The 26,685-nt window shown below is 39.3% G+C and carries 21 protein-coding genes; 13 read left to right on the top strand and 8 right to left on the bottom strand.

Annotated elements, in window-relative coordinates:
• The first annotated feature begins 111 nt into the window (after positions 1–111).
• On the top strand, positions 112–4,644 hold the full coding sequence (locus NH454_RS12660) for an EAL domain-containing protein (protein WP_253039261.1): 4,533 nt from the start codon (positions 112–114) through the stop codon (positions 4,642–4,644).
• Here NH454_RS12660 and NH454_RS12655 read toward each other — a convergent pair.
• The 4 genes from NH454_RS12655 to NH454_RS12640 form a co-directional block, all read right to left on the bottom strand.
• On the bottom strand, positions 4,616–7,405 hold the full coding sequence (locus NH454_RS12655; RefSeq protein ID WP_253039259.1) for an ATP-binding protein: 2,790 nt from the start codon (positions 7,403–7,405) through the stop codon (positions 4,616–4,618). The two genes, NH454_RS12660 and NH454_RS12655, sit on opposite strands and share 29 nt — an antisense overlap.
• Before the next feature lie 62 nt (positions 7,406–7,467).
• The gene (locus NH454_RS12650) at positions 7,468–8,361 is read right to left on the bottom strand and encodes a cation diffusion facilitator family transporter (protein WP_135926923.1); all 894 of its coding nucleotides are present in this window, start codon (positions 8,359–8,361) and stop codon (positions 7,468–7,470) included.
• 205 nt (positions 8,362–8,566) lie between these two features.
• The gene (locus NH454_RS12645; RefSeq protein ID WP_253039258.1) at positions 8,567–10,501 is read right to left on the bottom strand and encodes a methyl-accepting chemotaxis protein; all 1,935 of its coding nucleotides are present in this window, start codon (positions 10,499–10,501) and stop codon (positions 8,567–8,569) included.
• A 232-nt stretch (positions 10,502–10,733) separates the two neighbouring features.
• The gene (locus tag NH454_RS12640; RefSeq protein ID WP_138557771.1) at positions 10,734–11,699 is read right to left on the bottom strand and encodes an AraC family transcriptional regulator; all 966 of its coding nucleotides are present in this window, start codon (positions 11,697–11,699) and stop codon (positions 10,734–10,736) included.
• Between the two features lie 97 nt (positions 11,700–11,796).
• Between NH454_RS12640 and NH454_RS12635 the strand changes: the two genes are divergently transcribed.
• The 10 genes from NH454_RS12635 to NH454_RS12590 all read left to right on the top strand — a co-directional run bounded on the left by NH454_RS12635 (position 11,797) and on the right by NH454_RS12590 (position 20,582).
• Positions 11,797–12,117 (top strand): Mpo1-like protein, encoded by a 321-nt coding sequence (locus NH454_RS12635; protein WP_135926920.1) that lies wholly within the window; start codon positions 11,797–11,799, stop codon positions 12,115–12,117.
• A gap of 9 nt (positions 12,118–12,126) precedes the next feature.
• Positions 12,127–12,876, top strand: coding sequence for a class II aldolase/adducin family protein (locus NH454_RS12630; RefSeq protein WP_253039257.1), 750 nt, complete (start codon positions 12,127–12,129; stop codon positions 12,874–12,876).
• Positions 12,877–12,885: 9 nt separating this feature from the next.
• Positions 12,886–13,779, top strand: coding sequence for a bile acid:sodium symporter family protein (locus tag NH454_RS12625; RefSeq protein WP_135926918.1), 894 nt, complete (start codon positions 12,886–12,888; stop codon positions 13,777–13,779).
• A 150-nt stretch (positions 13,780–13,929) separates the two neighbouring features.
• On the top strand, positions 13,930–14,847 hold the full coding sequence (locus NH454_RS12620) for a GGDEF domain-containing protein (protein ID WP_135926917.1): 918 nt from the start codon (positions 13,930–13,932) through the stop codon (positions 14,845–14,847).
• Positions 14,848–15,200: 353 nt separating this feature from the next.
• Positions 15,201–16,154 carry an SPFH domain-containing protein gene (locus NH454_RS12615; RefSeq protein ID WP_253039256.1) on the top strand — a complete coding sequence of 318 codons (954 nt, stop codon included), beginning with the start codon at positions 15,201–15,203 and terminating at the stop codon, positions 16,152–16,154.
• Positions 16,155–16,162: 8 nt separating this feature from the next.
• A complete protein-coding gene (locus tag NH454_RS12610) occupies positions 16,163–16,615 on the top strand; it encodes an NfeD family protein (protein WP_135926915.1) in 453 nt (150 codons plus the stop codon).
• 86 nt (positions 16,616–16,701) lie between these two features.
• A complete protein-coding gene (locus NH454_RS12605; protein ID WP_253039255.1) occupies positions 16,702–17,538 on the top strand; it encodes a patatin family protein in 837 nt (278 codons plus the stop codon).
• A gap of 114 nt (positions 17,539–17,652) precedes the next feature.
• Entirely contained in the window at positions 17,653–19,284 is a 1,632-nt protein-coding gene (locus tag NH454_RS12600; protein WP_348649180.1) for a methyl-accepting chemotaxis protein, read from the top strand.
• Between the two features lie 18 nt (positions 19,285–19,302).
• Complete coding sequence (locus NH454_RS12595; RefSeq protein WP_253039252.1) at positions 19,303–20,109, top strand: transporter substrate-binding domain-containing protein; 807 nt, start codon at positions 19,303–19,305, stop codon at positions 20,107–20,109.
• Between the two features lie 2 nt (positions 20,110–20,111).
• Positions 20,112–20,582: a DM13 domain-containing protein gene (locus NH454_RS12590; RefSeq protein ID WP_253039251.1), complete on the top strand. Its 471-nt coding sequence runs from the start codon at positions 20,112–20,114 to the stop codon at positions 20,580–20,582.
• Positions 20,583–20,670: 88 nt separating this feature from the next.
• Here the strand turns inward: NH454_RS12590 and ahpF are convergent, their stop codons facing one another.
• The 4 genes from ahpF to NH454_RS12570 form a co-directional block, all read right to left on the bottom strand.
• Positions 20,671–22,251 (bottom strand): alkyl hydroperoxide reductase subunit F, encoded by a 1,581-nt coding sequence (gene ahpF / locus NH454_RS12585; protein ID WP_138557778.1) that lies wholly within the window; start codon positions 22,249–22,251, stop codon positions 20,671–20,673.
• Positions 22,252–22,406: 155 nt separating this feature from the next.
• Complete coding sequence (gene ahpC, locus NH454_RS12580) at positions 22,407–22,976, bottom strand: alkyl hydroperoxide reductase subunit C (protein WP_253039249.1); 570 nt, start codon at positions 22,974–22,976, stop codon at positions 22,407–22,409.
• Between the two features lie 209 nt (positions 22,977–23,185).
• A complete protein-coding gene (locus NH454_RS12575) occupies positions 23,186–23,689 on the bottom strand; it encodes a 2,4'-dihydroxyacetophenone dioxygenase family protein (RefSeq protein WP_138557779.1) in 504 nt (167 codons plus the stop codon).
• 47 nt (positions 23,690–23,736) lie between these two features.
• Positions 23,737–24,738 carry an NAD(P)-dependent oxidoreductase gene (locus NH454_RS12570; RefSeq protein WP_253039247.1) on the bottom strand — a complete coding sequence of 334 codons (1,002 nt, stop codon included), beginning with the start codon at positions 24,736–24,738 and terminating at the stop codon, positions 23,737–23,739.
• A 148-nt stretch (positions 24,739–24,886) separates the two neighbouring features.
• On the opposite strand from NH454_RS12570, the gene NH454_RS12565 reads away from it, so the two are divergent.
• Both NH454_RS12565 and NH454_RS12560 read left to right on the top strand, forming a co-directional pair.
• Positions 24,887–25,900 (top strand): AraC family transcriptional regulator, encoded by a 1,014-nt coding sequence (locus NH454_RS12565; protein WP_138557781.1) that lies wholly within the window; start codon positions 24,887–24,889, stop codon positions 25,898–25,900.
• A gap of 103 nt (positions 25,901–26,003) precedes the next feature.
• Positions 26,004–26,684, top strand: a complete 681-nt coding sequence (locus tag NH454_RS12560; RefSeq protein WP_253039245.1) for a hypothetical protein — start codon at positions 26,004–26,006, stop codon at positions 26,682–26,684.
• Position 26,685 lies beyond the last annotated feature (1 nt).

Below are 26,685 nucleotides of genomic sequence, written 5' to 3'. Positions count from 1 at the left end.
TAAGCAGACATTGTTACTAAATTATCTTTTCAGAACCATAAATTACGTTCATAATTGTGCTATATTTTGTTAAAAATTATGCGCAAACACTAATTTAGGGTTAATCAGTCAGTGCCTAAACGTTTTCTTTTTGTTTTCTTATTTTTCTTTTCCGCGCTCATTCCCACTGCGTTGGCACAAAACTATGCACTGCAAATCCAACGCATTTCTACCGATGAAGGCCTAACACAAGGTAGCGTAACTAAAATTGTTCAAGATGATCTGGGCTTTATATGGATTGGTACTTATCAAGGTTTAAACCGTTATGATGGCTATAAAGTAAGCTCTTTTGCTGGTGAGTATATTCTCGATCAACGCCAAATTACATTTCTAGCCAAAACACAAAACGGTAAAATATTTGTGAGTACGGAGTTTTCTGGGGCGTTTTTTATTGATCCAAAGACTCTAAAAGTCGAAAAAATATATTCAGGCAAACTCAATCCAGAAGATCCCTACTTTTCACCGATTTTAGCTATCACAGAAGATGATAATTTTTATTATTTTGCAATCTCTCAGCACGTTTACTCTTACAATAAGCAGTCGAAAAAGTTTTTACATGAGTTTTCAATCAATAAAGAAGAACATATTGTTCGTGCGCTAACAATTTACGATAGCTTTTTATACATAGGGACATCGACGGGGCTCTTTTCTAAAAATTTAGCGGATGACCATGTATCTCATATCCCGCTCACCGAGAAAAAAAATATCACCGAAGATAATAGAAACGTCAAACTTCTTCATGTTGACCCTCAACTAGGCTTACTCGTTGGTACAGTTGAAGGAATGTATGATATTCCCTTTAACGCTAATCGTTTACTTGCATTTGAAAAGGTCAATCTCTTAATTCCTCAGTTAAATATCTGGGACTATTCTGCAAGTTCATTTGGTGAATATATTGTCACCGAAAAAGGATTGTATGAGTTCAACCGTGAATCTTTAGCTATCGACTTTATCCTAAGCTTCGACCAAAGTAAGTTTTTGATGACTGATAACACCATACCTGATGTTATGGTTGATAAAACTGGCTTGCTTTGGCTTGCTTCGCGCTCGCAAGGGGTGTTTACATGGTCAACACTAGCAAGGCGGTTTAAGCATATTGAGTTAAAAACACCTCAATATAGCTATAACAATAATGTATGGACCGTATTACAAGAAGATGATGTGTTGTGGATAGGCACTGATAATGGCCTTATAAAGTATAACCAAAACAACAAAGAGCTAACGCCCTATTTAGTAAGCAATGATGAAAAAGCTTTCCATGGTGAACATGGGATTTATGGAATAGCTAAAGCCGAACTTAATGGCAATAACCGCTTTTTATGGTTAATGAAGTACATAGGGCTTGGCCTATTTGATAAACAAACAGGCAAGCTTGTGCAACTAAACGGTGACCCAGAAACAATCGAGGCGCTTACCAAAACGCCTAATTGGGGTTTTCATACCATGGGACCAGACCAGTTTGCATTTGTAGATGAAGAAAATTTTTACAAATACAATGGTAAGTCAGGTGAACTTAGCCCTATAAAAGGATTAAAAGAACAGCTAGAGGCCGCGAACACTTACACTTTTTTAAAACCTCTATCAACTCACCCTGACGAGTACCTAATCAGTATGTCTAGTAAGCTGTTTAGGTATAATGAAAGCACGCAAAAGCTCACGCTTGTCTACGAGGCTACAAACTTTAACCCATTAGCTTTTGCGACTATCCATGATTGGGTGATTGATTATAACAATATACTTTGGCTCGCCTCTTCTGATGAAGGGTTAATAGGTATTGATGCAGATACATACGAAATAAAACACCGCATTAATCGTCAATCAGGTTTAAAAGCTAAATCAGTATTCGGTCTTCAAATTGATCGTTTCGGCTTTTTATGGATGAGTACACAAAATGGTCTATATCGTTTAGATTTGAGCTCACTTGCGCTCGATAGCTATTTTATAAGAGATGGTCTGGCTGTTAATGAGTTTAATTTCGACGCAGATACGACTTTCGATAACGGTGAGATTGCTTTTGGCTCTACCCGTGGTGTACTTATCGCAGCTCCCGAAGACTTCTTATCATCTGCTGTAGAAATAGGTAACATCACGACCGAAATAACGGATGTATCATTACTATCGCGAGAGCTCAATTATCATCCTTACAAGTATGTAAACTCACCATTGCAGATCACCTCAGAAGATATGGGCTTAGGTGTGAGTTTTTCTAATTTTGATACCATTAATAAAGATAAGACACTGTATAAGGTTACGCTGGATGGCCCAACATCGTTGCAATACGATAAATTAAAGACCAATGAAGTTTTCTTCACAAAATTACCTCCCGGTGATTACGTTTTATCGATTTCGTCTTCATCAGAAATGAGTGAGGCTATTTCAGCAACAAGGCAACTGCGCTTTAATGTCGCTCACGCCCCTTGGACATCCCCCATAGCAAAGACCTCATATGGCGTAATTATTTTCACAATATTACTGATCATCTTTTGGCAATATCGAGCTCGCCAACAAGCGATCAGTCGTGCTCATGTTGAGGTTTTAAAATCACAACAACAAACAGAGCTTGCCTTAAGCAGTAACAAAAGTGGCGTATGGGAGATCAATCTAGACAATGACATACTCTACACCAACCGTTTTTCGGCTGAACTTGGCTATAATGAGTTCAAAGACCGCATAGCGATTAAAGACTTTATTGCCTTAATTCACCCACACGATCGCAATTATGTTATCAATAAATGGCAGTTGTTCTTAAAAGAAGCCAACAAACAACAGTGGAATATTACCTATCGTTTAAAACATAATAATGGCGATTGGCTTTGGTATGAAGATGTTGGCCGGGTAGTAGAAACGAATGAAACAGGCGGCCCCTTAAAGGTTGCGGGCTTTTACACTAATATCACCGAACAAAGAGCTAATGCCCAGCAAGCAAGTGTACTTGGGGAAGCCTTTAGTCAAATTAATGATTGGCTGCTTATTTTAGATAATACACTCATGCCTTTTTCTGCAAACGCCAGTTTTAGCGAAACATTCGCAACACCAGCAAATATTGCTGACTTAACAACGAGAGACTTTATCAACGCGATAGGTCGAACTAAATACTTTGAATATGTAAGTATTTTAAAAACACTCAAACCCAAGCAAAACTGGAAAACAGAAGCCTTTATTCGCACCTTAAAAAATGCTTCGCATCCAGTGCATATTAGTGTCACAGCGGTTGCTAAAGACAGTCAAACGATTAACTATTACGTCATCGTGATTTCTGACTTAACGGAACAAAAACGCGCTGAGGATGAGTTAAGATATTTAGCAAATTACGACTCTTTGACTGGGCTACCAAACCGTACCTTAATGTATGCAAAAATCAATAGCAGCATTAATCGCGCTAAAAAGCACAATAAGTTAGCCGCTTTGTTATTCATTGATTTAGATAAATTTAAACCTGTAAATGACTCATTTGGTCATGCTGTCGGCGACCAACTGTTATGTAATGTAACACAACGAGTTAAACAGATACTGCCACAAAGTGCACTCGTTGGCCGTCAAAGTGGTGACGAATTTTTAGTGCTTGTTAAAGATTTACAATCTCCTCAAGCATTGAGTGAGCTAGTTAAAAAGCTCACCAAAGAGCTTGCCAATAAAGTAATCATTGATGATTTTTCTATCAATATATCAGCAAGTATCGGCGTAGCACTTTACCCATTCGATGCAAAAACAGCAGATGATCTCATTCGAAATTCAGATATTGCTATGATGCATGCCAAACAATCTGGCAGAAATAACTTTAAATACTTTACTGAGCAAATGAATAACCAGTTAACTAAAAAGTTATTGCTAGAAAATGCGTTAAAAGACGCATTCAAAGACGATGTTTTATTCAACAATTATCAACCTATTGTCAATGCAAACACGAAAACCATTAATGGTGCAGAACTTCTAATGCGCTGGAAGACCGTACAAGGTTATGTGTCTCCTGCAGAGTTCATTCCTATTGCCGAAGAAATTGGTTTGATTGATTTAATGACCGAGCAAGCACTTGACCGAGCACTGACAGAGTTAAAACCTATACTGCGTGCCAACCCAAAATTTTACTTGTCTTTGAACTTGTCGCCCACCCATATTCTAAAGTCAAACTTAACTGAACGTTTGCTAATGATCCTCAACAATCATCTAGTTAAACCTATTCAGCTACGTCTTGAAATCACCGAAAACACGTTACTCGAAGACAAAGATAAAGCATCAAAACAACTGCAAAAACTCAAAAATGCAGGCTTTAAGTTGTTACTTGATGACTTTGGAACTGGTTACTCGTCACTAACCTATTTAAACCAATTCCCGATAGATGTGATAAAAATTGACCAAAGTTTCGTACGTAACATTGGTTCTGATAACAGTAATGAATCAATCATTAAGACCATTCACGCCTTATCCGTTAACCTAGGCTTGTATTGTATCGCCGAAGGTGTAGAAACACTTGAGCAGATTAACTTTTTACGCAATATGGGTTGTGATGATTTACAAGGCTATTATTTTGCAAAGCCAATGGAAGCTGAAGATCTAATCAAAGAAAGTACCATTCAAGCTATTGTAGATCGTTTAAACGAGTTGTAAGCCACTTATTTAAACACTGATAAAGCTCATCTTTGTTTATTGGTTTAGATATAAAGTCATCCATTCCTGCGACCAAGCAACGCTTTTGATCTTCTTCAAACGCATTTGCAGTGATAGCAATAATGACTGCATCACCATAACGTTCAGGGTTTTGTTTTATTTTTTGAGTACATTGGTAACCATCCATATTTGGCATCTGACAATCCATTAGAATGATATCTACATCAGACTTTTCTAAGTGCGCAAGCGCTTCAATACCATCATTAGCTTGATGCAATGAACACGAGGTATCTAACATCATTTTTTTAAGGACAATTTGATTTATAGGATTATCTTCAACAATTAAAACTTGGATCCCTTTTAAATCAGGTTTTTGTACATTTTGGCTTTGCATTACTTTTGCATCACTTTGCACAATAGGCACTTTAATTGTAAATTCACTACCTTGGCCTTGTTGACTTTCCAGTGATAATGTACCGTTCATCAACTCCACAATACGCTGGCTGATTGTTAAGCCTAAACCCGTTCCACCGTATTTACGGGTAGTTGAAATATCTGCTTGGGTAAATTCATTAAATAGTTTAGCTTGCTGCTCAGCTGAAATACCAATACCGGTATCACGCACTCGAATAACTAAATACGGCTCTTCAATAGTACAGTTTAATGAAATTTCACCAGTTTCTGTAAACTTACCCGCATTACTCAAAATATTATTAACGACTTGGCTAAACCTTAATGGATCTAAACTAATATAATTTGGAATGTCGTCTGCAATAGACAAGCTGAACTTTACTGTCGGCTTAACACTTGTATTGCTAAACACCTTGGCGAGTTGACTAAGCAAAGCTTTGATTTCAACGGCCCGATACTCTAATTTAAGCGCCCCCGCTTCAATTTTTGAAAAGTCTAAAATGTCATTTAAAATCAGCAGTAAATTATTGGCACTTTGATGTATCATCGCCAACTCTTCACGCTCAGTCTCAGGTAAGGTTTGGTTATCTAACAACAGTTGCGTCATCCCTAAAATGCCGTTGAGTGGGGTACGTATTTCATGACTCATATTTGCTAAAAACTGTGACTTAGTTCTATTAGCCTGATTGGCAAGCCTTACCGCTTCAACGAGCTCATTCGTTTTATCATTTACTTGCTGCTCGAGTTTGGCGTTAAAGTCTTGTAATTTATTATTAAGCTGTTCATTTTCGTGATTAGCGTGATGTAAGCGACTAAAGCTCAAGGCAAGCTTATTTGCCAAACTCGAAAACTGAGCCTGCAATCGACTTACTTCTAACCATGTTTCGGGTAAGTGAGCTTTGGTAATTGCATTTTCAGGATCAAACTTATCTATTTGCTCTGCCAACTTTAATATTGGCGTAGTAAGCCAGCGGCTAAGTTGAGTGATGAAAATACTGGTCAGTAAGATAATAAAAATAATCATCACAATAGATTGCCCCCATGCACTGACCGCAACGTCATTTGCATAACGACGATTAAGCATGGTTACAACCAACCAATTATGCTCACTTGAACGCGCCTCACGAGCATAAAATTGTTGCTCATTTTCAATATTAAACATTTTAAAGCGTGTATCATCGGAAAAGGTTGTTAGTTCATCAGTTGTCAGTTGCTGTAGCTCAGTAAAATCATCTAAAGTGCTATAAACAACCTTGTTTGATGCATCAAGTATTAATAACTCACCTTCGTGCGTAAACAAACTTGGTCGCAAGCCAGCAAAATAATCAAACATCAGTGAACCTTCTACAACACCAGAAAACATCCCATCGGTGTATATTGGCGCAGATACAGCCACTATAGGTAAAGAGCCAAATCCCCTGCCTTTAAAGATTGTTGATATGTAGCCGTTGTGATTGTTAGGGGCGTTAATAAAGTAGTCTCTATCTGCAACATTGGCGCGAATATTAGATTGCTGTAGGCTGACAGCTAATGACTTAGGATAAAAATGTGTAACATCAGCAAGCGCATCAACGATGATTTGTGTTCTAAAACCAGGATATAAATGCGCCATGTTTTCGAGGGCAATTTGCTTAGGAACACCACTGGCAATACTTTTTGCAGTTAGAACAACCCCCTTCTTGTGATGATCAAGATGCGCATCAATATTACGTGTGATCTCCTTAGCTTTTTCTTTTAATTGGGCATTTATCTCATACTCAATCCGTGCATAGTGATTGTTGGTTAATACTATTGAGGTCAAAATAACAACTAACACAACGAGTAGGGTAACAACGTAATTTAAAATTTTATAAAGAGACGAGTAATGTTTATGCCAAGAGTAACGGCTGAAAAAGAAACTTAATAAGTCGATAACCGAAAGATAAATCGCGGCATTTAAGCAATATTTAGCCAACGCAATTGCGATAGTTAGAATAGGAAGAGCTAAGAAGAAGTGCCCAAAGGCCCACAATGCAGGTAACCCTAAAGCAAACCAAAACATCATCCCTCTGAGAAAAACCGGCTTTGCTTTAGATAAACAAACTATCTGCAGATAAATTAATTCGAATGCAAAAACAATGGACGGCCATGCATGACCCCATCGATAAAAGATAAAACCAGTGCTCAAAATAAAGGTGATAACTGCAAATCGCCAGCCTAAAAGCAATAGGCTTAAGATAACGAAAAGCTGACCGAGTAAAAATTCAGAGCTATCTAGAAACCAAATAGGCAGTAAATTAACAACACCTGCGATGCATCCTAAAAGCACCGCAGTCATAAAGTTAAAATATACTGGTTTATTTTTAAGCAAAGGCGCTATTCCACTAATATGTTCTACCTTTAACTTAAAAGAAAAATTAACATTTTACCAATTTAATTAACATGGTGACATTCATGACTTTCTACCTGCAAAACACTTTTTTCGATATTAAAGCGCACACGTAGTAGCGTCTCAATTTTTAAGCGACACGCCTCATCATGCTTTTCAACAGTACAATGGCGCTTTAAGACCACGTGCGCACCAACCACGATGTCTTTGTCATGGCGTACCACTGTAACATTGTGAACATTTTGTACATGCTCAACTGAGGCAATACTTTGCTCTATCTCTGATACATCTGGAAGTTTACTTTTGTTTTCCATAAGTCCTTTGATACAGCGGGTAATTACTTTTACTCCCGTGAACAAAACAAAGGAAGCGATCAACATACTTGAGATGATATCGATTTCAGGCCAGCCAGTTAAATGAATTAAAATACCTGCAAAGAAAGTAGAAACTGTAGAGATTAAGTCAAAAAATGAGTGCAAAAATACCGCATACACATTAATACTGGCTTTACGTCCTTTGTACAGAACCCACGCAGCAGCACCATGAAATAAGAAGCCAATCGCTGAAATCACAGACATTAAATAGCTATTAATCTGTAAATCATGTCCATCAGAATGGTGTAAAAACCGCTCTCCCCCTTCAAATAAGATGATCACACTAATGCTCAGATACAAAATGCCATTGATTAGGCCCCCTGTCAGTTCAGCACGCTGGTAACCATCGTTATAATTTTTTGCAAAATGAATCGCCATGCTTGAAGCGATCAAAGCAATAAATAAAGAGCTGTTATGAACAAATAAATGCCCAGCATCGGCAAGTACAGCAAGCGAATTTGAAAAGTAGGCACCGATGATTTGAATAACCATAAACGAGCATGTTATTGCTAAGGCAATTAACAAGCGGCGTCTAGATGCTTGGTGCGTAGTAATATCTGTCATGAAGAAGTGAAAAACCTATTCGCTGTATAAAGAAATGATATAAAGTAGCAATTGTAATACGAGAAGCACTTAAACGCACTAAAAACTTAGGTACTTAGCCCTTTTTGAAAGTTATTTGCGCAATTCATAAGTTAAAAAGAGTTCAACCTACAGAAGAGAGTAAAGCGTTAACAACGAAATGGTTAACACTTATGACAATGACAAATCACACCTTAAATTGGCTCACTAAATCTTTAAGGTGCTGTGCACGCGATAATAAGCTTTGCGTACCACGTTGTTGTTGCTCTGCGTTATCATGAATTTGTGTTGCACTGTCTGAAATATCATGTGCCGACTGATTGATATGTTCAACGACTGTGCCCTGCTCCTCAGTCGCAGCAGCAACTTGATGATTACCTTGACTAATAACTTCAAACTTTTGCTGAATAGATTGCAACGCAGACACTGCAATATGTGTCAGCTCAGTCACCTTTTGACTACTTTGAGTACCTTCAGCTATCGCTTCTTGTGATTGCAATGAAGAACTTTGTAAACGTGATACCTGCTCTCTTATTTCTGATGTCGACTTTTGCGTACGTTGTGCAAGTGAACGCACTTCATCTGCAACAACAGCAAAACCACGCCCTTGTTCACCTGCTCTGGCGGCTTCTATGGCAGCATTGAGCGCCAACAGATTAGTTTGTTCCGAAATAGCATTGATCACTTCAACAACTGAGTTAATTTCTGCAGCCTGGTTGGCAAACTCGCCGATACTCTTATCAACCGTGAGCAGAATGTCGTTAAGTTCATTCATAGTTTGAGCGGTCGCAGCCATGCTTTGATTCGTTGCAACGGTTTCTTTTACGGCCTCTTCGGTGTCGTTAGCAGTACGATGGGCGATATCAGACACTTCATTGATCGTTTGTCCCATTTCTGTGATAGCTGTCGCAACTTGATCGGTCTGTGCTCGTTGGTCATCAGTTGCGGTAAATGTCTTGTTTGCAAAACTTGCTAGCTCATCAATGCCTTCACGCATGGCTTGCTCTGTAACACTGATTTCATCAACGAGCTCAGCGACTTTGCCTATAATTGCGTTAAATCCCTTAGCAAGATGACCCAATTCGTTATCAACGCTATCGTCCAAACTCTTTGTTAAGTCACCACCGTGGCCGGCCATACCGAGCAGTTCGTCTCCCACACCGCGTATTTTCTTACTTAACCAATTCGCAAAATACAGAGTCAGTACCAAAAAGATAACAGCAAGCACAACGCTAACAACAATAGATATCCAAACAACCTTATTAATTGCACTGGAAATCTCTTGCTTTGGCTGTATCGCAACTAAGGTCAAACCTGTCCCCTCAATTGGCATAACCCCAGCGTAAACATCTTCACCACTCAGTTCTACTTGCGATAATATAAAACCATCATGTTGGTTTTTCATTAGCTGCTGCAATGTGCTCAATGAACTTACATCTGAAACTGGTTTGCCAATGTAGGCATCATTTGCATGGGCAATAATGCGCTTACTATCGTCAATTAAAAATAAGTAACCTTGCTCGCCTATTTTGCGCGACGTGACAATACTAGAAATATCTGAAATATCATATCCAAGCCCAGCAACACCAAGACGTTGCCCTGCTATTTCAACCAAAGTATTTACATATAGAGTCAGGTGTCCACCTTGTTCACTGACATCTAATGCGAGCGCTTGGCGTTTATCTGAGCGGATGAAATCAAAAAACCAACTGTCTCTTGGCTCACTTTGTGAGATTGATTTAAAAAAGCCATCTTGTGTGTAATAACTCATCGAGTTTTTACTCACCCAAAACACCGATGATGCCCCACTCTTTTTTTGTAAATCAGCAAAGTAAGCCATTACGCGTTGATGAATTGGCGAGCTTTTCTCACCTTCGTTCATCCACGTATGCAGAATTTGGTTTTCAGCTAACGACTGTGAAACAGAGATGGGGTAACGCATTTGAGCATCAATTTCAGCAGCAACTTTACCCACAGCATCTGGCAGAAGCTGTTGTTCAGTTTGTTGATAATAAAGCCCTGAAAATTGGCTGGTGTTGATTAAAGCACTAACCACAGTGACAACAAATAGTGCAATTAATACAAAACTAATAAAAATAGTCCGCAGCGATAGATTTCGCATGTGGCAAACCTCATACTTTAATAGTGGATTTTTAGGTTAGAGGCCATCCTTGCGTCTTATTTGCAATTTTAGATAACAAGTCAATGTTAAGCAATTGCAATTTAAGCTTTTATTATTGTTTTAAGTTAAATGACTATCAAACTCAAGCACACCATTAACAGATTCCACGCTGCTTCTCTCCCACTCTAAAAGACTCACTAAATTAACGCTGATTGTCGTAAATACTTTGACTCTAAGGTTCGGTGATTATTGTTATTTTTTGTTTATATGCTTTAGGTGACATGCCGTACCAGCGATTAAATGCATGATGAAATGCACTAACCTCTGAATAGCCACACAAAAAAGCAATTTCTGTTAGTGATAAGTCTGTTTCGCTTATAAGCGAAGTACTTTTTTGTTGTCGAAGTTTGGTTAATTCTTGACTAAAAGTCGTGCCTTCTTTTGCAAGGCGCCTTTGCAGCGTTTTCTCGCTCACATTTAGTGCGTGCGCCATTACACTGCAACTAACTTGTCCTTGGGTTAAATGCTCTTCCAGTAAAATGCGCAAAATATCTGTGACATTAGTTTGTGTTGTGATTTTAATTTGACCTGACACGACTGACTGGCTTTCTACTAATTCACTAAAAAATAAGCTATGGGTTTTAGCGCCATATTCAATTGGGCAGTTAAAATGTTCATTAATTTCGGCATTAGGCTCTTTACGTTGTAAATAAACTCGACTTGGACACCAGTCCTTTCCCTTTACTGTTCGCGCTATTTTTAAACAAAATGCCATTGGCGCTTCATAGCTAAGTAAGGACATATCGCGTTCACCATCGTTAAAGTTAAATCGCAACTCATACTCGTTACCATGATCAATTAACGACACATTATGGGTATCTCCCATCAGTTTTTGATAGCGTAAAATCAGTCGAAATGCACTCAGCAAATGTGTTGCTTGAATGATGGCCATACCAACGACAGGAATAGCACGTACATTCATATTACTGCCTACATACAACCCCAAGTGCGTATCGGGCAATAAAGCTTGTGCTTGTTTCCACAGTGTACTGACATTAGCCTGTGGATACCGTGCTGTTTGACTGCTCAAATCGGCTAACGGAATATTAGCTTGTGCAAATAACTCATTAATCGGCAAACCTTGCCACTTAAATGACTCAGCCATAGCCCTAAGCCACCAGCTTGATAGGGTGCGCATACATGTCCTACAAAAACAATTTAATGACCCATATTATCAAGTAAAATAATAAATAAAAGCCTATTGTTTACCTGTAATTAACAAAGGAGACAACAATATGGGCACTGTAGCAAGTAAACGCGAGTTCGCGAGCTTTAAAGAGTTTTACCCCTACTACTTACAAGAACACAAAAATAAAGTCTGTCGTCGCTTACATTTCTTTGGCAGTTGGTTAGTTTTGGCAATTTTGTTTGCCGCTATTTATCAACAGCAATATAGCTGGCTAATTTTATGCCCACTTGTGGGTTATGGCTTTGCTTGGGTGGGGCATTTCTTTTTTGAGAAAAATCGCCCAGCCACCTTTACGCACCCATTTTATAGCTTCATTGGTGATTGGGTGATGTTTAAAGACATTATTATTCGTAAAGTGCCCTTTTAGGAAGCTATCATGACCATAAAAAACACAGTATCAGAGCAAGAATGGCAAGCCCGTGTTGAGCTTGCTGCCGCATATCGATTGGTTGCATTGTATGGCTGGGATGATTTGATTTTTACCCATATTTCTATGCGTGTACCAAACACTGAAAACGAATTTTTGATCAATCCTTACGGCATGATGTTTCACGAAATCACTGCTTCTAGTCTTATCAAAGTAGACCAACAATGTAATAAGCTGCACGACAGTGAATACCCGGTCAATCCTGCGGGATTTAATATTCACAGTTGCATTCATATGGCGCGCAATGATGCCCATTGCGTTATTCATACTCATTCACTGAATGGCACAGCTGTGTCGGCTAATAAAGATGGTTTACTACCAATTTCACAACAGGCTGTCGTGGTGCATTCAGGGTTAAGCTATCACGACTATGAAGGCATTGCGCTAAATCCCGCTGAGCAAGACCGATTAGTTAATGATTTAGGTAGTAACAACTTTTTAATGCTGCGCAATCATGGCCTATTGACAGTAGGTAAAACTGTTGCTGATGCATTTTTATTTATGTACGTATTTGAAGCTGCGTGTGCTGTGCAAACCCGTACGTCACAAAACACCGAGCAACTCGTGCAAGTGCCAAGCGCTATCATTGATGGGATTAAAGGACAAACAGAAATAGCAACTAAAGGGCTAGGTGGTACAATCGCATGGCCTGCGTTATTGCGTTTATTGGACAATAAGAGCCCCGGATATGATCAATAAGGATTTCCTATGCAAGTAGATATCATGACTAAAGTAGTGCTGCCTTTAGCACTATTTATCATCATGTTTGGCATGGGCTTAGGGCTTAAAAAGAAAGACTTTGGGGCTTTATTTATCAGCCCCAAAGCGCTCAGTATCGGTCTAAGCTGCCAACTGTTATTACTGCCTTGTGTGGCGTTTCTACTAGCTGTAAGTTTTAACTTACCAGCAGAGCTGGCGATAGGCTTGATTTTAGTAGCCTGTTGTCCAGGAGGAGTGACCTCTAATTTATACACATACTTATTTAAGGGTGATGTTGCCCTTTCAATTAGTTTAACAACAATAGCAACCTTTATATCCCCATTTACACTGCCAATAATTATGCATTTTGCAATGGAAATGTTTAGCGTTCCAGGACACGAATTCCAGTTACCTATCGTAAAAACAATTGTGCAAATGTTAGTCATCACCCTACTACCAGTGAGTTTGGGAATGCTGTTTAATCATTATCGCTCACACATAAGTAAAAAACTTGAGCCTCTTACTCGCAGTTTTTCTAGTATTTTTTTAATCGTTATTGTCATTGCAATAATTCATAAAAATTCAGAGCAAATGATTGGCTTCTTCGCCAGTAGCGGTATCGCAACATTCACACTAAACGTGAGTACCTTATTACTTGGACTCTTAATTGCTAAAATGTCGGGGTTATCAAACAAACAACAAATGAGTATTGCCGTAGAGGTTGGCTTGCAAAATGGCACACTGGCGATTTTAATTGCCAGCACTTTAATGAATAACCCTACAATTGCTATTCCAGGGGCAACTTACAGCTTATTTATGTTCGTAACGGGGTATGCTTTTTGTGCTCTATTCAAGTTACAAAATAACAGACAAGCGCTACAACTTATTAAAGACAAGCCATAACAATCACACCTATTTCTGACCAAAAAAAACAACCTTAAAACTAAAGCATGCCAAGGACTTACTTGGCGCTTTTTACATTTGTAATCGTTCTTGTACATCGGCTTTTTTTGGGTCAATATCTCTGTATGGCTGTTTTTATAGGGACATAGTGTGGCCAAATATAACGATACTCAATTACCAATTCATACCGCCGAGTTAAAGCTAGCGCTCGACAACTTACCTGCGTATGTGTACATCAAAGATGATTACTCACGATATGTTTATGCAAACAAATTAACGTTAAACCTATTAGCATGTAATGAATCAGAGCTGCTTTTTAAAACCGATATGGATCTATTTCCGCAAAGTACTGCAGAAAAACTATTAAACATCGATGCGCGTGTTCTTAGTGGAGAGCGCACTCGTGAAGAAATTGAACTTACTTTATCAAAAGGAGAGAAAAGTATTTTCTGGGAGGTAAAATCCCCCATCTTTTCCGATTCGGATCCTAATAAAGTCATTGGCATACTGGGAATTTCAACCGATATAACCGAACGAAAAGAACTTGAACAACAACTCCTATACGATGCCTCCACAGACCCATTAACCGATTTATTAAACCGACGTTATTTCTTCCTTCGCCTTGCTCTCGCGCTACAATTGAGTAAAAGCAAGCAAACTTACGGCGCTGTTATCTTTATCGACCTCAATAAGTTTAAAAAGCTAAATGATATGTATGGCCATAATGTTGGCGACGACTACTTAATAGAAATTTCAAAGCGAATGAAAACCACTATGCGTGATAACGACTGTATAGCGCGTCTAGGAGGAGATGAATTTGTTATTCTTTTAGAAGGACTTGGCCGTGAAGAGCAACATGCAAAAGATAATGCGCGTAGAGTTGCCCATAAGATCCAATCAGCAATAGAGGTCGAATTTAGACACCCTCATGTTACGTATTATGGTTCGGCTAGTGTTGGGGTTACCATGTTTTATGGTAATACCAAAAGTGCTGAAGAAGTCGTTGCTCAAGCTGATCAAAGCATGTATCTAATAAAACACTCTCTTAACAAACGGATTGATTGCTAGCCTATTAGCAAAAAGAGCTTAGCTAGAGATGTGTAATGAATAGCATAAACCATAAACACCACCTCATTAATGCAATAAGGTGGTGTTACTCGCTAATTTTTATCTAGTTATAGGCCCAGATGACAGAGTTTTTCATAGTGCCATGTTTTGCTTTTACCCGTTTGTGACACCAGGCCAACAGCAGCATTTTGATGTAATGAAAAAACGTTCATTTACCAAAGCTTTACATACTTCTTTTTAAAAAATGGGATCTATTAACTGTATTTTTTATATTGCAAAATGATGGCAGCACTTATCCTGTAGTGATAATCTCAATATTTGGTAAAAACATTAACCGTATCTAAGGAAAGTACATGGATCCAGTATCACAAATTCTCGACTTACTTTTGAATGTCGAAACCTTTATTCTTATTTTTGTATTAGTGCTACTAAAAAGCAGCGTTAAATTCGTGCCACAAAACCGCGCTTGGCTTATAGAGCGATTTGGTAAATATCATTCAACCAAAGAAGCGGGCTTAAACTTTATTGTGCCATTTATCGACCGTATTGCAGCAGACCGAAGTTTAAAAGAGCAAGCACAAGATGTGCCTTCTCAGTCAGCTATCACTAAAGATAATATCTCACTTATCGTCGATGGCGTACTGTATTTCCGAGTACTTGATCCTTATAAAGCAACCTATGGTAATGATGATTATGTATTTGCCGTTACTCAGCTATCGCAAACAACCATGCGTTCAGAGCTTGGTAAAATGGAGCTAGATAAAACCTTTGAAGAACGTGACATGTTAAACACCAACATAGTTAGTGCTATTAATCAGGCTTCTGAGCCTTGGGGTATTCAAGTTTTACGTTACGAGATTAAAGACATTGTGCCGCCTAATTCTGTAATGGAGGCCATGGAAGCACAAATGAAAGCAGAGCGAGTAAAGCGTGCACAAATTTTAGAGTCTGAAGGCGACCGTCAGTCAGCTATCAATGTGGCAGAGGGTAAAAAGCAAGCACAAGTCCTTGCTGCAGAGGCTGAAAAAGCAGAGCAAATCTTACGCGCTGAAGGTGAAGCAAAAGCAATTATCGCCGTTGCAGAAGCACAAGCCGATGCACTTCGTAAAGTCGGTGAAGCCGCTGACACTGAACAAGGTCAAAAAGCAATTCAACTCGACCTTGCGACTAAAGCCATTGCCGCTAAAGAAGCGATAGCTCGTGAATCATCAGTAGTTTTATTACCTGAGAGTGGCACTGATGCAAGCTCGCTGGTTGCTCAAGGTATGTCTATTATTAATTCTTTAAATAAGAAACAACAAAATTAGGTGAAGCGATGGCGTTTTTAGATACCCATTTAGCCGAAGCATTAATGATTTTAGGTGTTATCGCGCTAATCGTTGAGGTTGCCGTACTGGGTATGAGCACCTACGTATTATTGTTTTTAGGCTTATCTTTATTTGCCAGTGGCTTACTTATGAATATAGAGCTACTTGCAAGTACTTACACCACGGCACTTTGGAGTAATATTGTGTTTACTCTTGGTTTTGCAGTCGTGCTGTGGCGCCCCCTAAAACGCATGCAAGATAAAACAGAGACTCAGCCTGTTCACAGTGACTTTGCTGAACTGACCTTTGTTGTAAATGCAGATGTTGATGACCAAGGTTTAACCACACACCAATATTCGGGCATTCAGTGGCAACTAAAAAGCCACTCCCCCATTGCGGCTGGGAGCACTGTAAAAGTCACCGAAAAACAAGTCGGTGTACTTTGGGTTGAAGCTATTTAACTCGCTTAGAGTCAAAACTCTATTTAATTTTGTAACCGTGTTTGTTATGGTTAGTAGCAATCACGGTTATAAGCAAGGTAGCAGTAATGGATAATAACAAGGCACTCGTTGTAGAAGGCGGCGCTATGCGCGGTATTTTCGCCACAGGTGTGCTTGATACGTTTATTAAAGAAAGCTACCAACCTTTCAAGCAATGCTTTGGTGTTTCAGCAGGAGCCACCAACATCGCAGCTTATTTATGTGCTCAATATAAACGTAACCATGCGGTGATCACAGATTACTCGTGTCGACCTGAGTTCATTAATTATGTTCGCTTTTTAAAAGGCGGTCACCTGTTTGATTTAGACTGGCTATGGCAAGAAACCATTCGAGATATTCGCCTTGATTTAGACACCTTCGAAAAACAAGCGAGTGAGTTTTATATCGTTGCAACCAATATTAAAACAGGTAACGCTGAGTATTTAAAAGCAACTGCTGAACTTATTGAAGAGCAATTGAAAGCCTCATGTGCACTACCAATTGCATACCGCCAATACCCAAAGATCAACAGTATGCAATTAACAGATGGTGGTGTAGCCGATTCTATTCCTATTCGTAAAGCTTACGAAATGGGTAATAAGGAAATTACAGTTATTTTGTCTCAGCCGATTGGCTATCGAAAAAAACCATCGAAAGCACCTTGGCTTGTTAAACGACTTTACAAAGAAACACCCGCGCTTGCTAAGGCATCCATCTTACGAGCAGAAAACTATAATCAAAGCATTGACTTTGTTATGAATCCACCGAGTGACTGTAAAGTTAACATCATCGCTCCTCCTCCTGATTTTGCTGTAGGTCGAACAACAAAGTCTTACGCTAAGTTATCAGCAGGATATGAAATGGGTATTGCGGCAGGAAAACAGTTTTTAAGCAATTTAGCTTGATAGCCAGTCGCGTATAGAAACGAATTTTTGCAATACACACCCCAAATTATTGCAAAAACTTGCTTAAATAATATTCTCTATTAGTTTTAATACTAAGTCCTTACAAACATTCTAATGCTCATGTTAAACAACTATACCGTTCGTACGCGATTAGCCATTTTGGCTTTGTTACCGGTCTGCGTTTTTGTGATTACGTCAATATTTACGATGTCCATTATGTCGAGCATGGTAAAAGGCATCGACAGTCTTTACGACGATAGAGTCATCCCGCTTGAGCAAATAAAAACAGTATCGGACAATTATGCCGTTAGCATTGTCGATTTATTTCATAAATACCGTGCTGAGCAAATTTCAAAAAATGATTTTCTTGCTGCGGTTGAAAACGCAAAGGGTGTTGCCGACAACAAATGGAAAAGCTATTTAGGAACCAAGCTCACCAATGAAGAGCAACGCTTAGTAAATATCGTTGAAAAGAATCTCACTGTGGTAGAAAGCGAACTCAGCAAACTTTTAAATCAAGTTAAAAACAATGAATTAAAAGCAATTCCTAATGAGGTGTTTGTAAAAAGTCTTTACGATGTGTTCGACCCACTCAGCGAAAGCTATCAAGGGTTGATAAACCTTCAAATCAATGAAGCTAATAAGTTTAAACTTGCATCTGAAAAAGATTTTAAACAAGTCACTATAGCCATGAGCGCATCCATCAGTATTTTAATAATCATCTTGTTATTTATTGCATTTGTCATTTACCGCTCTATTCATAACCCTCTGTTATCATTAAGTAAAACCATTGGTTCCATCTCTAAAAGTGCTGACCTACGGCTCAGAGCAGAAACTTATGGCAACGATGAAATAGCTCAAGCAGCCACTCATTTCAACGCGATGATGAAGCGAATACACGACCTAGTAAATGATGTAACTAATGCAACATTGACCTTATCCTCAGCAGCAGAGCAAATGAACTCAATTAGTGATCAAGTAGCAAGCACTGCCACTGAGCAAGAGCACCAATCAGCAATGATTGCCACCGCAATTACGCAAATGAGTAGTGCAATTGAGCAAGTGGCCGCAAATGCGCTTTCAACCTCAGAAAAAGCCACCCACACAGATAAAACAGCTAAACTTGGCCAGCAATCGGTGCAAGAAAACATTGATGCAATAAACCGCTTATCGCAAATAGTTAATGCAAATACACAACTTATCAACGAGTTAAATACACAAACAACTGATATAAACCAAGTCGTGATGATGATCCAAGGAGTCGCTGAACAAACTAATTTATTAGCTCTTAACGCGGCGATTGAAGCAGCTCGTGCGGGAGAATCAGGTCGTGGTTTTGCAGTTGTGGCTGATGAAGTCAGACAGCTTGCACATAACACCCAAAAAGCGACCGCTAATATCAATGAAATGATTACTAAACTACAAGCAATGGCACAGCAAGCAGTCACCGCCATGGGTAATGCAGATGACAGTGCCAAACAAAGTGTTGAATACGCTGAGCGCTCATCACAATTACTCACTGAAATCACTCAAGAAATGGCACTTATTGCCGATATGAACAACCAAGTATCCACCGCAACAGATGAGCAAACGACTGTTGCAAACGAGCTAAGTTGTAATATTAATGAGTTTAGTAGCAGCATTTCACTGGTTAGCGAAAGTTCACAACAAAATGCACAAGCCAGCCAAGAATTGGCTTCTTTGGCTTCGCGTTTACAACAGCAGGTGCATGTTTTCAAAGTATAAATGCAGAGACTCAAATAAATGAATAGAACAATATTTATTTTATTGATGGTATTCGCGCTATTCATTAAACAGAGCTTTGGTCAAGAGCAAATTGTTATTCAACTTGCAAAACCGAGCTATACCGACGCGGTAAAAAATCAATACATCCACGATATTCTCATTAAAAGCTTCGCCGCAATGGGCGTAGACGCTGTATTAATGTACAACGCCAAGCCAATGAATGATAAACGCATTATTGAACAACTTAGTCATAATAAAACAATTACCTTAGCTTGGCTGTCTTTCCCTTATAAGCAACCCACTTCATTAGTTAACACCACAATTCCTTTATACAAGGGTTTGCACGGTAAGCGTTTGCTTATTATTCGTGCTGATGACCAAGCAAAGTTCAGTGCAATAAAAAGCCTTGATCAATTAAAACCATTAATTGCATTACAGCAGCAAAGTTGGTCTGATTATACGGTGCTAAGAGACAATGACTTAACTGTTAATGGCGAGCTTGATTATCCTGGCATGATCAAAGCTCTAGAGACAGGCTTTGCCGATTACTTTCCACGCTCAGTACTGGCTATTGGCAATGAACTCAATAGACTCAAACAGTTCAATTTTATCGTTGCACCAAACATTATGCTGCAATATCCCAGCGACTATTACTTTTACTTAAGCAAAGAGAATCAACACATTAGGGATTTGCTAGAACAAGGTATGCAAAAGCTAAAACAATCAGGTGAACTTGAGCGGCTCTATTTGCAATATTTTGGTGATGTTGAAAAACAATACTCTTTAAATCAACGCCACACCATAACGTTAAAGAACAAGGAGTAAGCATGCTAAAAGCAGTGCTAATTGTCATCATGGCATTGGCTATTTTTGCCATGGGTTTTATGGCTGGGGTTTACAGTTTGCCTATTTTAACGGAGCAACCAGCGCCCGATGTTGCTATTTTGAAGCAGCATCAAGATAGAGCTCAGTTTAGTGCTGCGTTTAAGCCAGATCTTAAAGGATCAGATCGCCTTCATTATGGTGATGGGATGGTCTATCTAACAAATGATGCTATTTCTATGCAAGGTACTTTATCACCAGGACCTGACTATCAACTTTACTTATCGCGCAATTTTGTTGATAACGAAGCTGATTTTTTAGCACAAAAAGGCACCATGCAACGTGTTGCAGGAGTACGTTCATTCAATGGCTTTAAATTAGTTGTTCCACAAGGTATTGATGTCAGCGATTACAATACAGTGGTTATTTGGTGTGAAAGTTTTGAGGAATTTATTACTGCAGCACAGTATCAATAGCTGGATTAATAAAAACAAAGCCGCCTTTGGAGAGGGCGGCTTTAAAGCGGCAGCTATGGGTGTGAGCTGCCTAATCAAGAGTCGCTAATTAAGCTGCATCTTCAGTGCTTTGTACCTCTTCGCTGTGGCGAATTAAGTAATCAAATGCACCTAAACTGGCCGTTGCACCACTGCCCATTGCAATAATGATTTGCTTGAACGGCGTTGTTGTTGCATCACCTGCAGCGTAAACACCCGGTAATGATGTTGCACCTTTGCTATCAATTTCGATTTCACCAAAGCGAGTTAGTGATAACCCAGAATCTTTTAGCCATTCAGTGTTTGGCACCAAGCCGATTTGCACAAAGATACCTGCAAGCTCAAGTGATTTTTCATCGCCAGAGATACGATCAATATAGTTTAAGCCTGTTACTCGCTTACCATCACCAACAACTTCTGTCGTTTGCGCGTTTTTGATAATCGTAATGTTGTTTAAGCTATTTGCTTTACGAATAAGGACTTCATCAGCGCGTAAGGTATCAGCAAACTCAAGCACGGTAACATGCTCAACAATGTTAGCAAGGTCGATTGCAGCTTCAATACCTGAGTTACCGCCGCCGATAACCGCTACCGCTTTGCCTTTAAATAACGGACCATCACAGTGAGGACAGTAAGCAACGCCATGACCGCGATACTCTTTCTCACCCGGTACGTTCATTTCGCGCCAGCGGGCACCGGTTGCTAATACCACTGACTTCGCATTTAAAACCGCACCATTTTCTAGCGTGATTTGGTAATTACCTTGCTTAGTAAGTGATGCCGCACGTTGGTTTTGCATCACATCAACGTCGTATTCTTTTACATGCTCTTCAAGTTGAGCAACTAATTTAGGACCTTCGGTCGCTTTAACTGATATAAAGTTTTCAATTGCTAACGTGTCTGAAACCTGACCACCAAAACGCTCTGCAACCACGCCTGTATTTAAGCCTTTACGTGCTGAATAAATTGCCGCAGAAGCCCCTGCCGGACCACCACCAACAACAAGTACGTCAAATAACTCTTTGTCGTTTAGTGCTTCGGCTTGGCGTGCAGCCGCTTTGGTATCTACTTTATTCAAGATATCAGTCAGATTAACTGCACCTTGACTAAACAGCTCGCCATTTAAATACACCGCTGGCACCGCTAGGATATTGCGCTCATTCACTTCGTCTTGGAACAAAGCACCATCAATCATAGTGGCCGTAATGTTTTTATTGTGTGCTGCCATTAAGTTAAGTGCTTGCACTACTTGCGGGCAGGTTTGACAACTTAATGAAATATACACTTCAAAGTTAAGCGGCCCAGGTAATGATTTAATTTGTTCAATTTCACTCTGTGATGCCTTACTTGGATGACCACCTGTGTGAAGAAGTGCAAGGATCAAGCTGGTGAATTCGTGGCCCATAGGCACACCCGCAAATGTGATTTGCGTGTTGTTAATAGGTGAAGATACCACCATAGACGGACGTCGTACGTCTTGGTTATGGTTATCTCGCACCGAGAATTTGTCGCTTAACGATGCTAAATCGTTTGCTAAATTTTTAAGTTCTGTTGATTTATTGCTGTCATCCAAGGCGATAAGCAGCTCAACAGGGCTGGTAATAGAAGCAAAGTGGCTTGTTAATTGGTTTTTGATATTCGTATCTAACATGGCTTAGCCCTTGAGTTCAGAATAAATAATCTAGAAAAATTTTGGGTATAACTGCCCACCACCCGCTAATGTGCTTAATGTGAGTTGTGATGGGCAATTAAGGTTGCATTGGGATAGCAAAGCAAAGCTTTGCTATCGTTTAATGCCGTGGCAAATTAGATTTTGCCAACTAGGTCTAATGAAGGAGCAAGTGTCTCTTCACCTGGCTGCCATGATGCAGGACATACTTCACCGTCGTGGTTAGCAATGTACTGTGCAGCTTGTACTTTACGTACTAACTCTTTCGCGCTACGGCCGATACCTAGGTCGTGAGTTTCGATTACTTTGATTTCGCCTTCAGGGTTCATTACGAATGTACCGCGAAGTGCAAGACCTTCATCTTCAATCATCACACCGAAGTTACGTGTAATACGACCTGTTGGGTCACCAATCATTGGGAATTTGATTTTACCAATTGTCTCAGACGTATCGTGCCATGCTTTGTGAGTGAAGTGCGTGTCGGTTGATACTGAGTAAACTTCAACACCCATTTCTTGTAGTTGCTCGTAGTAGTCTGCAACATCACCAAGCTCAGTCGGACATACAAAAGTAAAATCTGCTGGGTAGAAGAAGAAGATTGACCACTTACCTAGCACGTCTTTTTCTGTTAGTTCTACAAAGTCACCATTGTGGTAAGCTGTTGAATTGAATGGTTGTAGTTTTGTGTTAATTAATGAAGTGCTCATAGTATTCCTCATTGATGTATTTAAAAAAGTTTAATTAACGCAGCCTTGCGTCTGCTTGATTAATACAATAGAGGTGTGAGCGATTAAAATAAAATTGATTGTTTAGATTAAATTGATTTATTTTTTAGATTGAACTACAAATAACCCGTAATAAATATAAAGCCCTCAATAGCTTACTGCAATTAAGGGCTTTGCTTCAGGGAATAAAATTATTTGCTAAAGCCGTATAAGCTCTTAGGTTTAATGTAGTTAGGCTCAATTCCTTGCTCTTTTGCAGCTGCTAACATCACTTGCTCAATCCAACCTGCATCCATAATGTTCATATAGTTGCCATCAGGATCAAAATTGATGTTAGATCCCATAACCACCATAAAGGTATCTGTCACTTCAGTGTTGTCTTCAGGTACTTGAAATTGATGAATCGAACCGCCTGGCTCAAATAAATAGCTGCCCGCTACTTGTAAATCATCTGGATATTCAGTGTAGTGCCAACTTCCCGCTAACGTATATAAGTGCACAACACCAGTATGAAAATGTTTTGGTAAAACCGTACCTGGTTCAAATAAAACACGCAAAACCCATACTCCATTTTCAGAATCCAGCATCAGTGGGTAGATATGCACGCCCGGTAAGGCGTTTTTGATTAGCTTTTCATCATTGGTATGAATTGTCAGTAAGAAATCTTGATGGTTAATAATATCTGGTAATGCCATGTGTGTGCCCTCTTTTCATTTTCTTTCAATAAGTTAACTAGTTGTCTTTAATTTGCTTCTACGGTATTAGTGCGTGGCTCTTCTTTACAAAGCCCTTGCTCATACGCCCACTGCAACGCATGTTGCATACCTTGCTGTAAGGTAAATTCAGGTTGATAGCCAAAAACACGGTGCGCTTTTTCACTACTATATGCCGCACTTTTTCGGCTTAGCATGCGCATAGTTGATGGATTGATATCGGTGGTTTTACCAAAAAGGTGATAACACCACTCTATAAAGCCCGTTAGTTTTAGCACTAAGGACAAGTTCACAACTGTTACGTGCTTTTTCCCTTGTGCTTGCGCTAAATAATTAAAATAAGTTTGATTAGTTACTTGCTCTGGGCCCGATAGATTAAAAATCTCACCATTTGCCCCCTCGCTCATGGCACTTTGATAAATGCCTCTCACTAAATCATCAATATAAACAGGGCCGAACATGCCCTGTGGCACCATAAACGTGCCTTTGGCGATTTCTTGCAATGGGTAAGCTATCCAAGGCTTTGAACCTGGGCCATAAACATCGCCAGGGCGAATTATTGTTACATTGAGTTTTTTACTGGCGTGATAGCTTAGCGCTAAATGTTCACTCATCATTTTTGAGTCGTTATAGGCTCGCCCATCAGGTAACAAAGGCGCATCTTCTTTAATATCTGTTTGCCAATCACTGCCATAAATGGCAGTCGACGAAATATGAATAAAGCGCCTTACTGTGTTTGCTGCGACCGCTGCATCAAGTAAGTTTTTCGTCCAGCCTACATTCGCCTGCCATGTTTGCTTGTAACTAAACGCATTTGAGACAATTGCCGCAGTATGAATAACCAAATCACAGTCATTCAATAATGAACGCCAGCCAGCAGGCTCATTCAAGTTACCTGCAACAATATTGAATTCTTTACAGGGCGTTAAATCAACGCCGCATACATCGACTCCATTCGCTTTAAAGTAGCGCGCCAGCGTGCGGCCAATAAAGCCATTACCACCACTTATAAAAACTTTTGAGTAGTTCATTGTGTGTTCCTCTAAGCACGTTACAGCCTCAATTGCATTTAGCAGGCCATTTGGTTAATACATTGTTAAACTTTAATGACCTGTATTACTTTACTTTTTACGCAAAATTTTTTACTTTTTACGCCAACGCACTAAAAAAGAGCAAACTATGCCTCGCAAAACACACACACCTGACCTAATTAGAGCATCTGCTTTACATGGCTATGTCGAACTGATTGAAAGTAAATTAGTAAACCCAGATGCACTATTAGAGCGCGTAGGCTTAGATAGAAAACAGCTCATTGAGCCCAATAATTTTGTGCAATATCAGCAGCTCATTGAGTTACTAGAAATCACAGCGAAAGAATTAAACCTGCCCTATTTCGGCCTAGAGCTAGGTCGTTGGCAAAGTCTCAACATCTTAGGTTCGGTTGGTTATTTGATGGGTAACTGCGAGACTCTTGAAATGGCGTTAAAAAACCTAACCAAGTACTATCATATTCATCAAAATAGTGCTGATCTGTTGCTCGAAAGTGGCCAAGACTTTGTAAAACTGTCTTTTTTAGTGCGCAGTAGTTTAAAAGTCGGTGTATATCACGGAGCAGACCTAGCTCTGAGTGTTGGGGTTAATCTTTTAAAACAATTAACCGATGACCAAATAAAACTTTACCGCTTAGAACTGCCTCACAGCTGTGATGCAAACACCAGTGTATACCGCCAAGCCCTTGGTCAAATACCAGTATTTAACTGTGCTCATACCGCATTAGTGTTTGAGAAAAAATACCTAAAGTTAGCCATTAAGAACTCAGATAAGCAGTTGTTTTCTATTCTTAGCCAACAACTTGGACACCCGAACGAGTCTAAGCGCGAAAATATTTGTGAACATGTTGAAGTGCTTATAAAACAATATCTACTTCATGAACAATTTGGTGTTAATTTAATCGCTGAAAAGTTGTCAATGAGTGCGCGAAGTCTACAGCGACATTTAGCCCAGTATGACACAACATTTCGCGAACTCGTTGATGAAGTTCGTTGCAATTTAGCTCACCAATATTTAACTGAATCAAGCCTAAGCTTATCAAACATTTCAGATATCTTAAGCTTTTCTAATTACAGCGAATTTACCCGAGCATTCAAACGCTGGTATGGCATGCCACCAAAAGACTATCGTAAGTCACATTGATTATAATGGCGCAAAAAGCTAAAAACAGGTCGTATAAAGTTAATTAATTGGTTAACAATTTATATATATTGACTAGCTAGTTTCGCTAATCAGTGGTCGTGTAATGTTAAGAAGAGTGTTTATTACCGGTAGTAATAGTGGTATTGGGTTCGAATTAGCAAAGCAATATATTCGTCGTGGTGATGATGTTGCGTTATTCGACAAGCAATTTAGCGATATAACAAAGCAAACCTTGTGTAGCCTTACACACAGCAATCAATATATAGAATTTTTTGCCACCCATATCTGCGATATTGAAGGGTTACAAATCCAAGTAAATAATGCAATTGCCGCTATTGGTAAACCTGAATTGGCAATTTATTGTGACCATTCGGATGAAATAACCAACAGTGAACACGCTCTTGCACTACGAAACATTGCCACAGCTATAAGCCCAGAGCTGGCGATGAATAGCCACCTTGCATTAATGGTTCCTGTTACAAATAAAGCTCAAGTTTCACCAGAACCAAGTGTATTGATACTTGCAAAGGAACTACGCCAAACATTTAAGCCAAACAAAATTAAACTCAGCTTGATGTGTTTCAACAAAGCACATAACGCCTCAGAAAATGCTGCTGACACAGCTAAGCAAATAGTAAAAAGCTTAGATAAACAAAAACGAATGGTGATCCTCGGCTTACAATCTAAACTAACTTATGTCATGAGCCGTTATTTACCCAATTGGGTTATGGACTCTGTAATGGATCGCCTCATAAAACAACAACTAATAAGAACAACACGCTAAG

Origin of the sequence: Pseudoalteromonas sp. Ps84H-4 (assembly GCF_024124645.1) — a bacterium.
Classification (GTDB): domain Bacteria; phylum Pseudomonadota; class Gammaproteobacteria; order Enterobacterales; family Alteromonadaceae; genus Pseudoalteromonas; species Pseudoalteromonas lipolytica_C.
The sequence above is the reverse complement of the archived record's forward strand: the minus strand, read 5'-3'. Positions and strand labels throughout refer to the sequence as shown.

Coding starts and splice junctions, on each gene's coding strand:
- ahpC (WP_253039249.1), bottom strand. CDS start 22,976: ATGAGCACTTCATTAATTAACACAAAACTACAACCATTCAATTCAACA.
- NH454_RS12560 (WP_253039245.1), top strand. CDS start 26,004: ATGTTAAGAAGAGTGTTTATTACCGGTAGTAATAGTGGTATTGGGTTC.
- ahpF (WP_138557778.1), bottom strand. CDS start 22,251: ATGTTAGATACGAATATCAAAAACCAATTAACAAGCCACTTTGCTTCT.
- NH454_RS12595 (WP_253039252.1), top strand. CDS start 19,303: ATGAATAGAACAATATTTATTTTATTGATGGTATTCGCGCTATTCATT.
- NH454_RS12575 (WP_138557779.1), bottom strand. CDS start 23,689: ATGGCATTACCAGATATTATTAACCATCAAGATTTCTTACTGACAATT.
- NH454_RS12635 (WP_135926920.1), top strand. CDS start 11,797: ATGGGCACTGTAGCAAGTAAACGCGAGTTCGCGAGCTTTAAAGAGTTT.
- NH454_RS12605 (WP_253039255.1), top strand. CDS start 16,702: ATGGATAATAACAAGGCACTCGTTGTAGAAGGCGGCGCTATGCGCGGT.
- NH454_RS12565 (WP_138557781.1), top strand. CDS start 24,887: ATGCCTCGCAAAACACACACACCTGACCTAATTAGAGCATCTGCTTTA.
- NH454_RS12630 (WP_253039257.1), top strand. CDS start 12,127: ATGACCATAAAAAACACAGTATCAGAGCAAGAATGGCAAGCCCGTGTT.
- NH454_RS12615 (WP_253039256.1), top strand. CDS start 15,201: ATGGATCCAGTATCACAAATTCTCGACTTACTTTTGAATGTCGAAACC.
- NH454_RS12600 (WP_348649180.1), top strand. CDS start 17,653: ATGCTCATGTTAAACAACTATACCGTTCGTACGCGATTAGCCATTTTG.
- NH454_RS12640 (WP_138557771.1), bottom strand. CDS start 11,699: ATGCGCACCCTATCAAGCTGGTGGCTTAGGGCTATGGCTGAGTCATTT.
- NH454_RS12590 (WP_253039251.1), top strand. CDS start 20,112: ATGCTAAAAGCAGTGCTAATTGTCATCATGGCATTGGCTATTTTTGCC.
- NH454_RS12610 (WP_135926915.1), top strand. CDS start 16,163: ATGGCGTTTTTAGATACCCATTTAGCCGAAGCATTAATGATTTTAGGT.
- NH454_RS12645 (WP_253039258.1), bottom strand. CDS start 10,501: ATGCGAAATCTATCGCTGCGGACTATTTTTATTAGTTTTGTATTAATT.
- NH454_RS12625 (WP_135926918.1), top strand. CDS start 12,886: ATGCAAGTAGATATCATGACTAAAGTAGTGCTGCCTTTAGCACTATTT.
- NH454_RS12570 (WP_253039247.1), bottom strand. CDS start 24,738: ATGAACTACTCAAAAGTTTTTATAAGTGGTGGTAATGGCTTTATTGGC.
- NH454_RS12650 (WP_135926923.1), bottom strand. CDS start 8,361: ATGACAGATATTACTACGCACCAAGCATCTAGACGCCGCTTGTTAATT.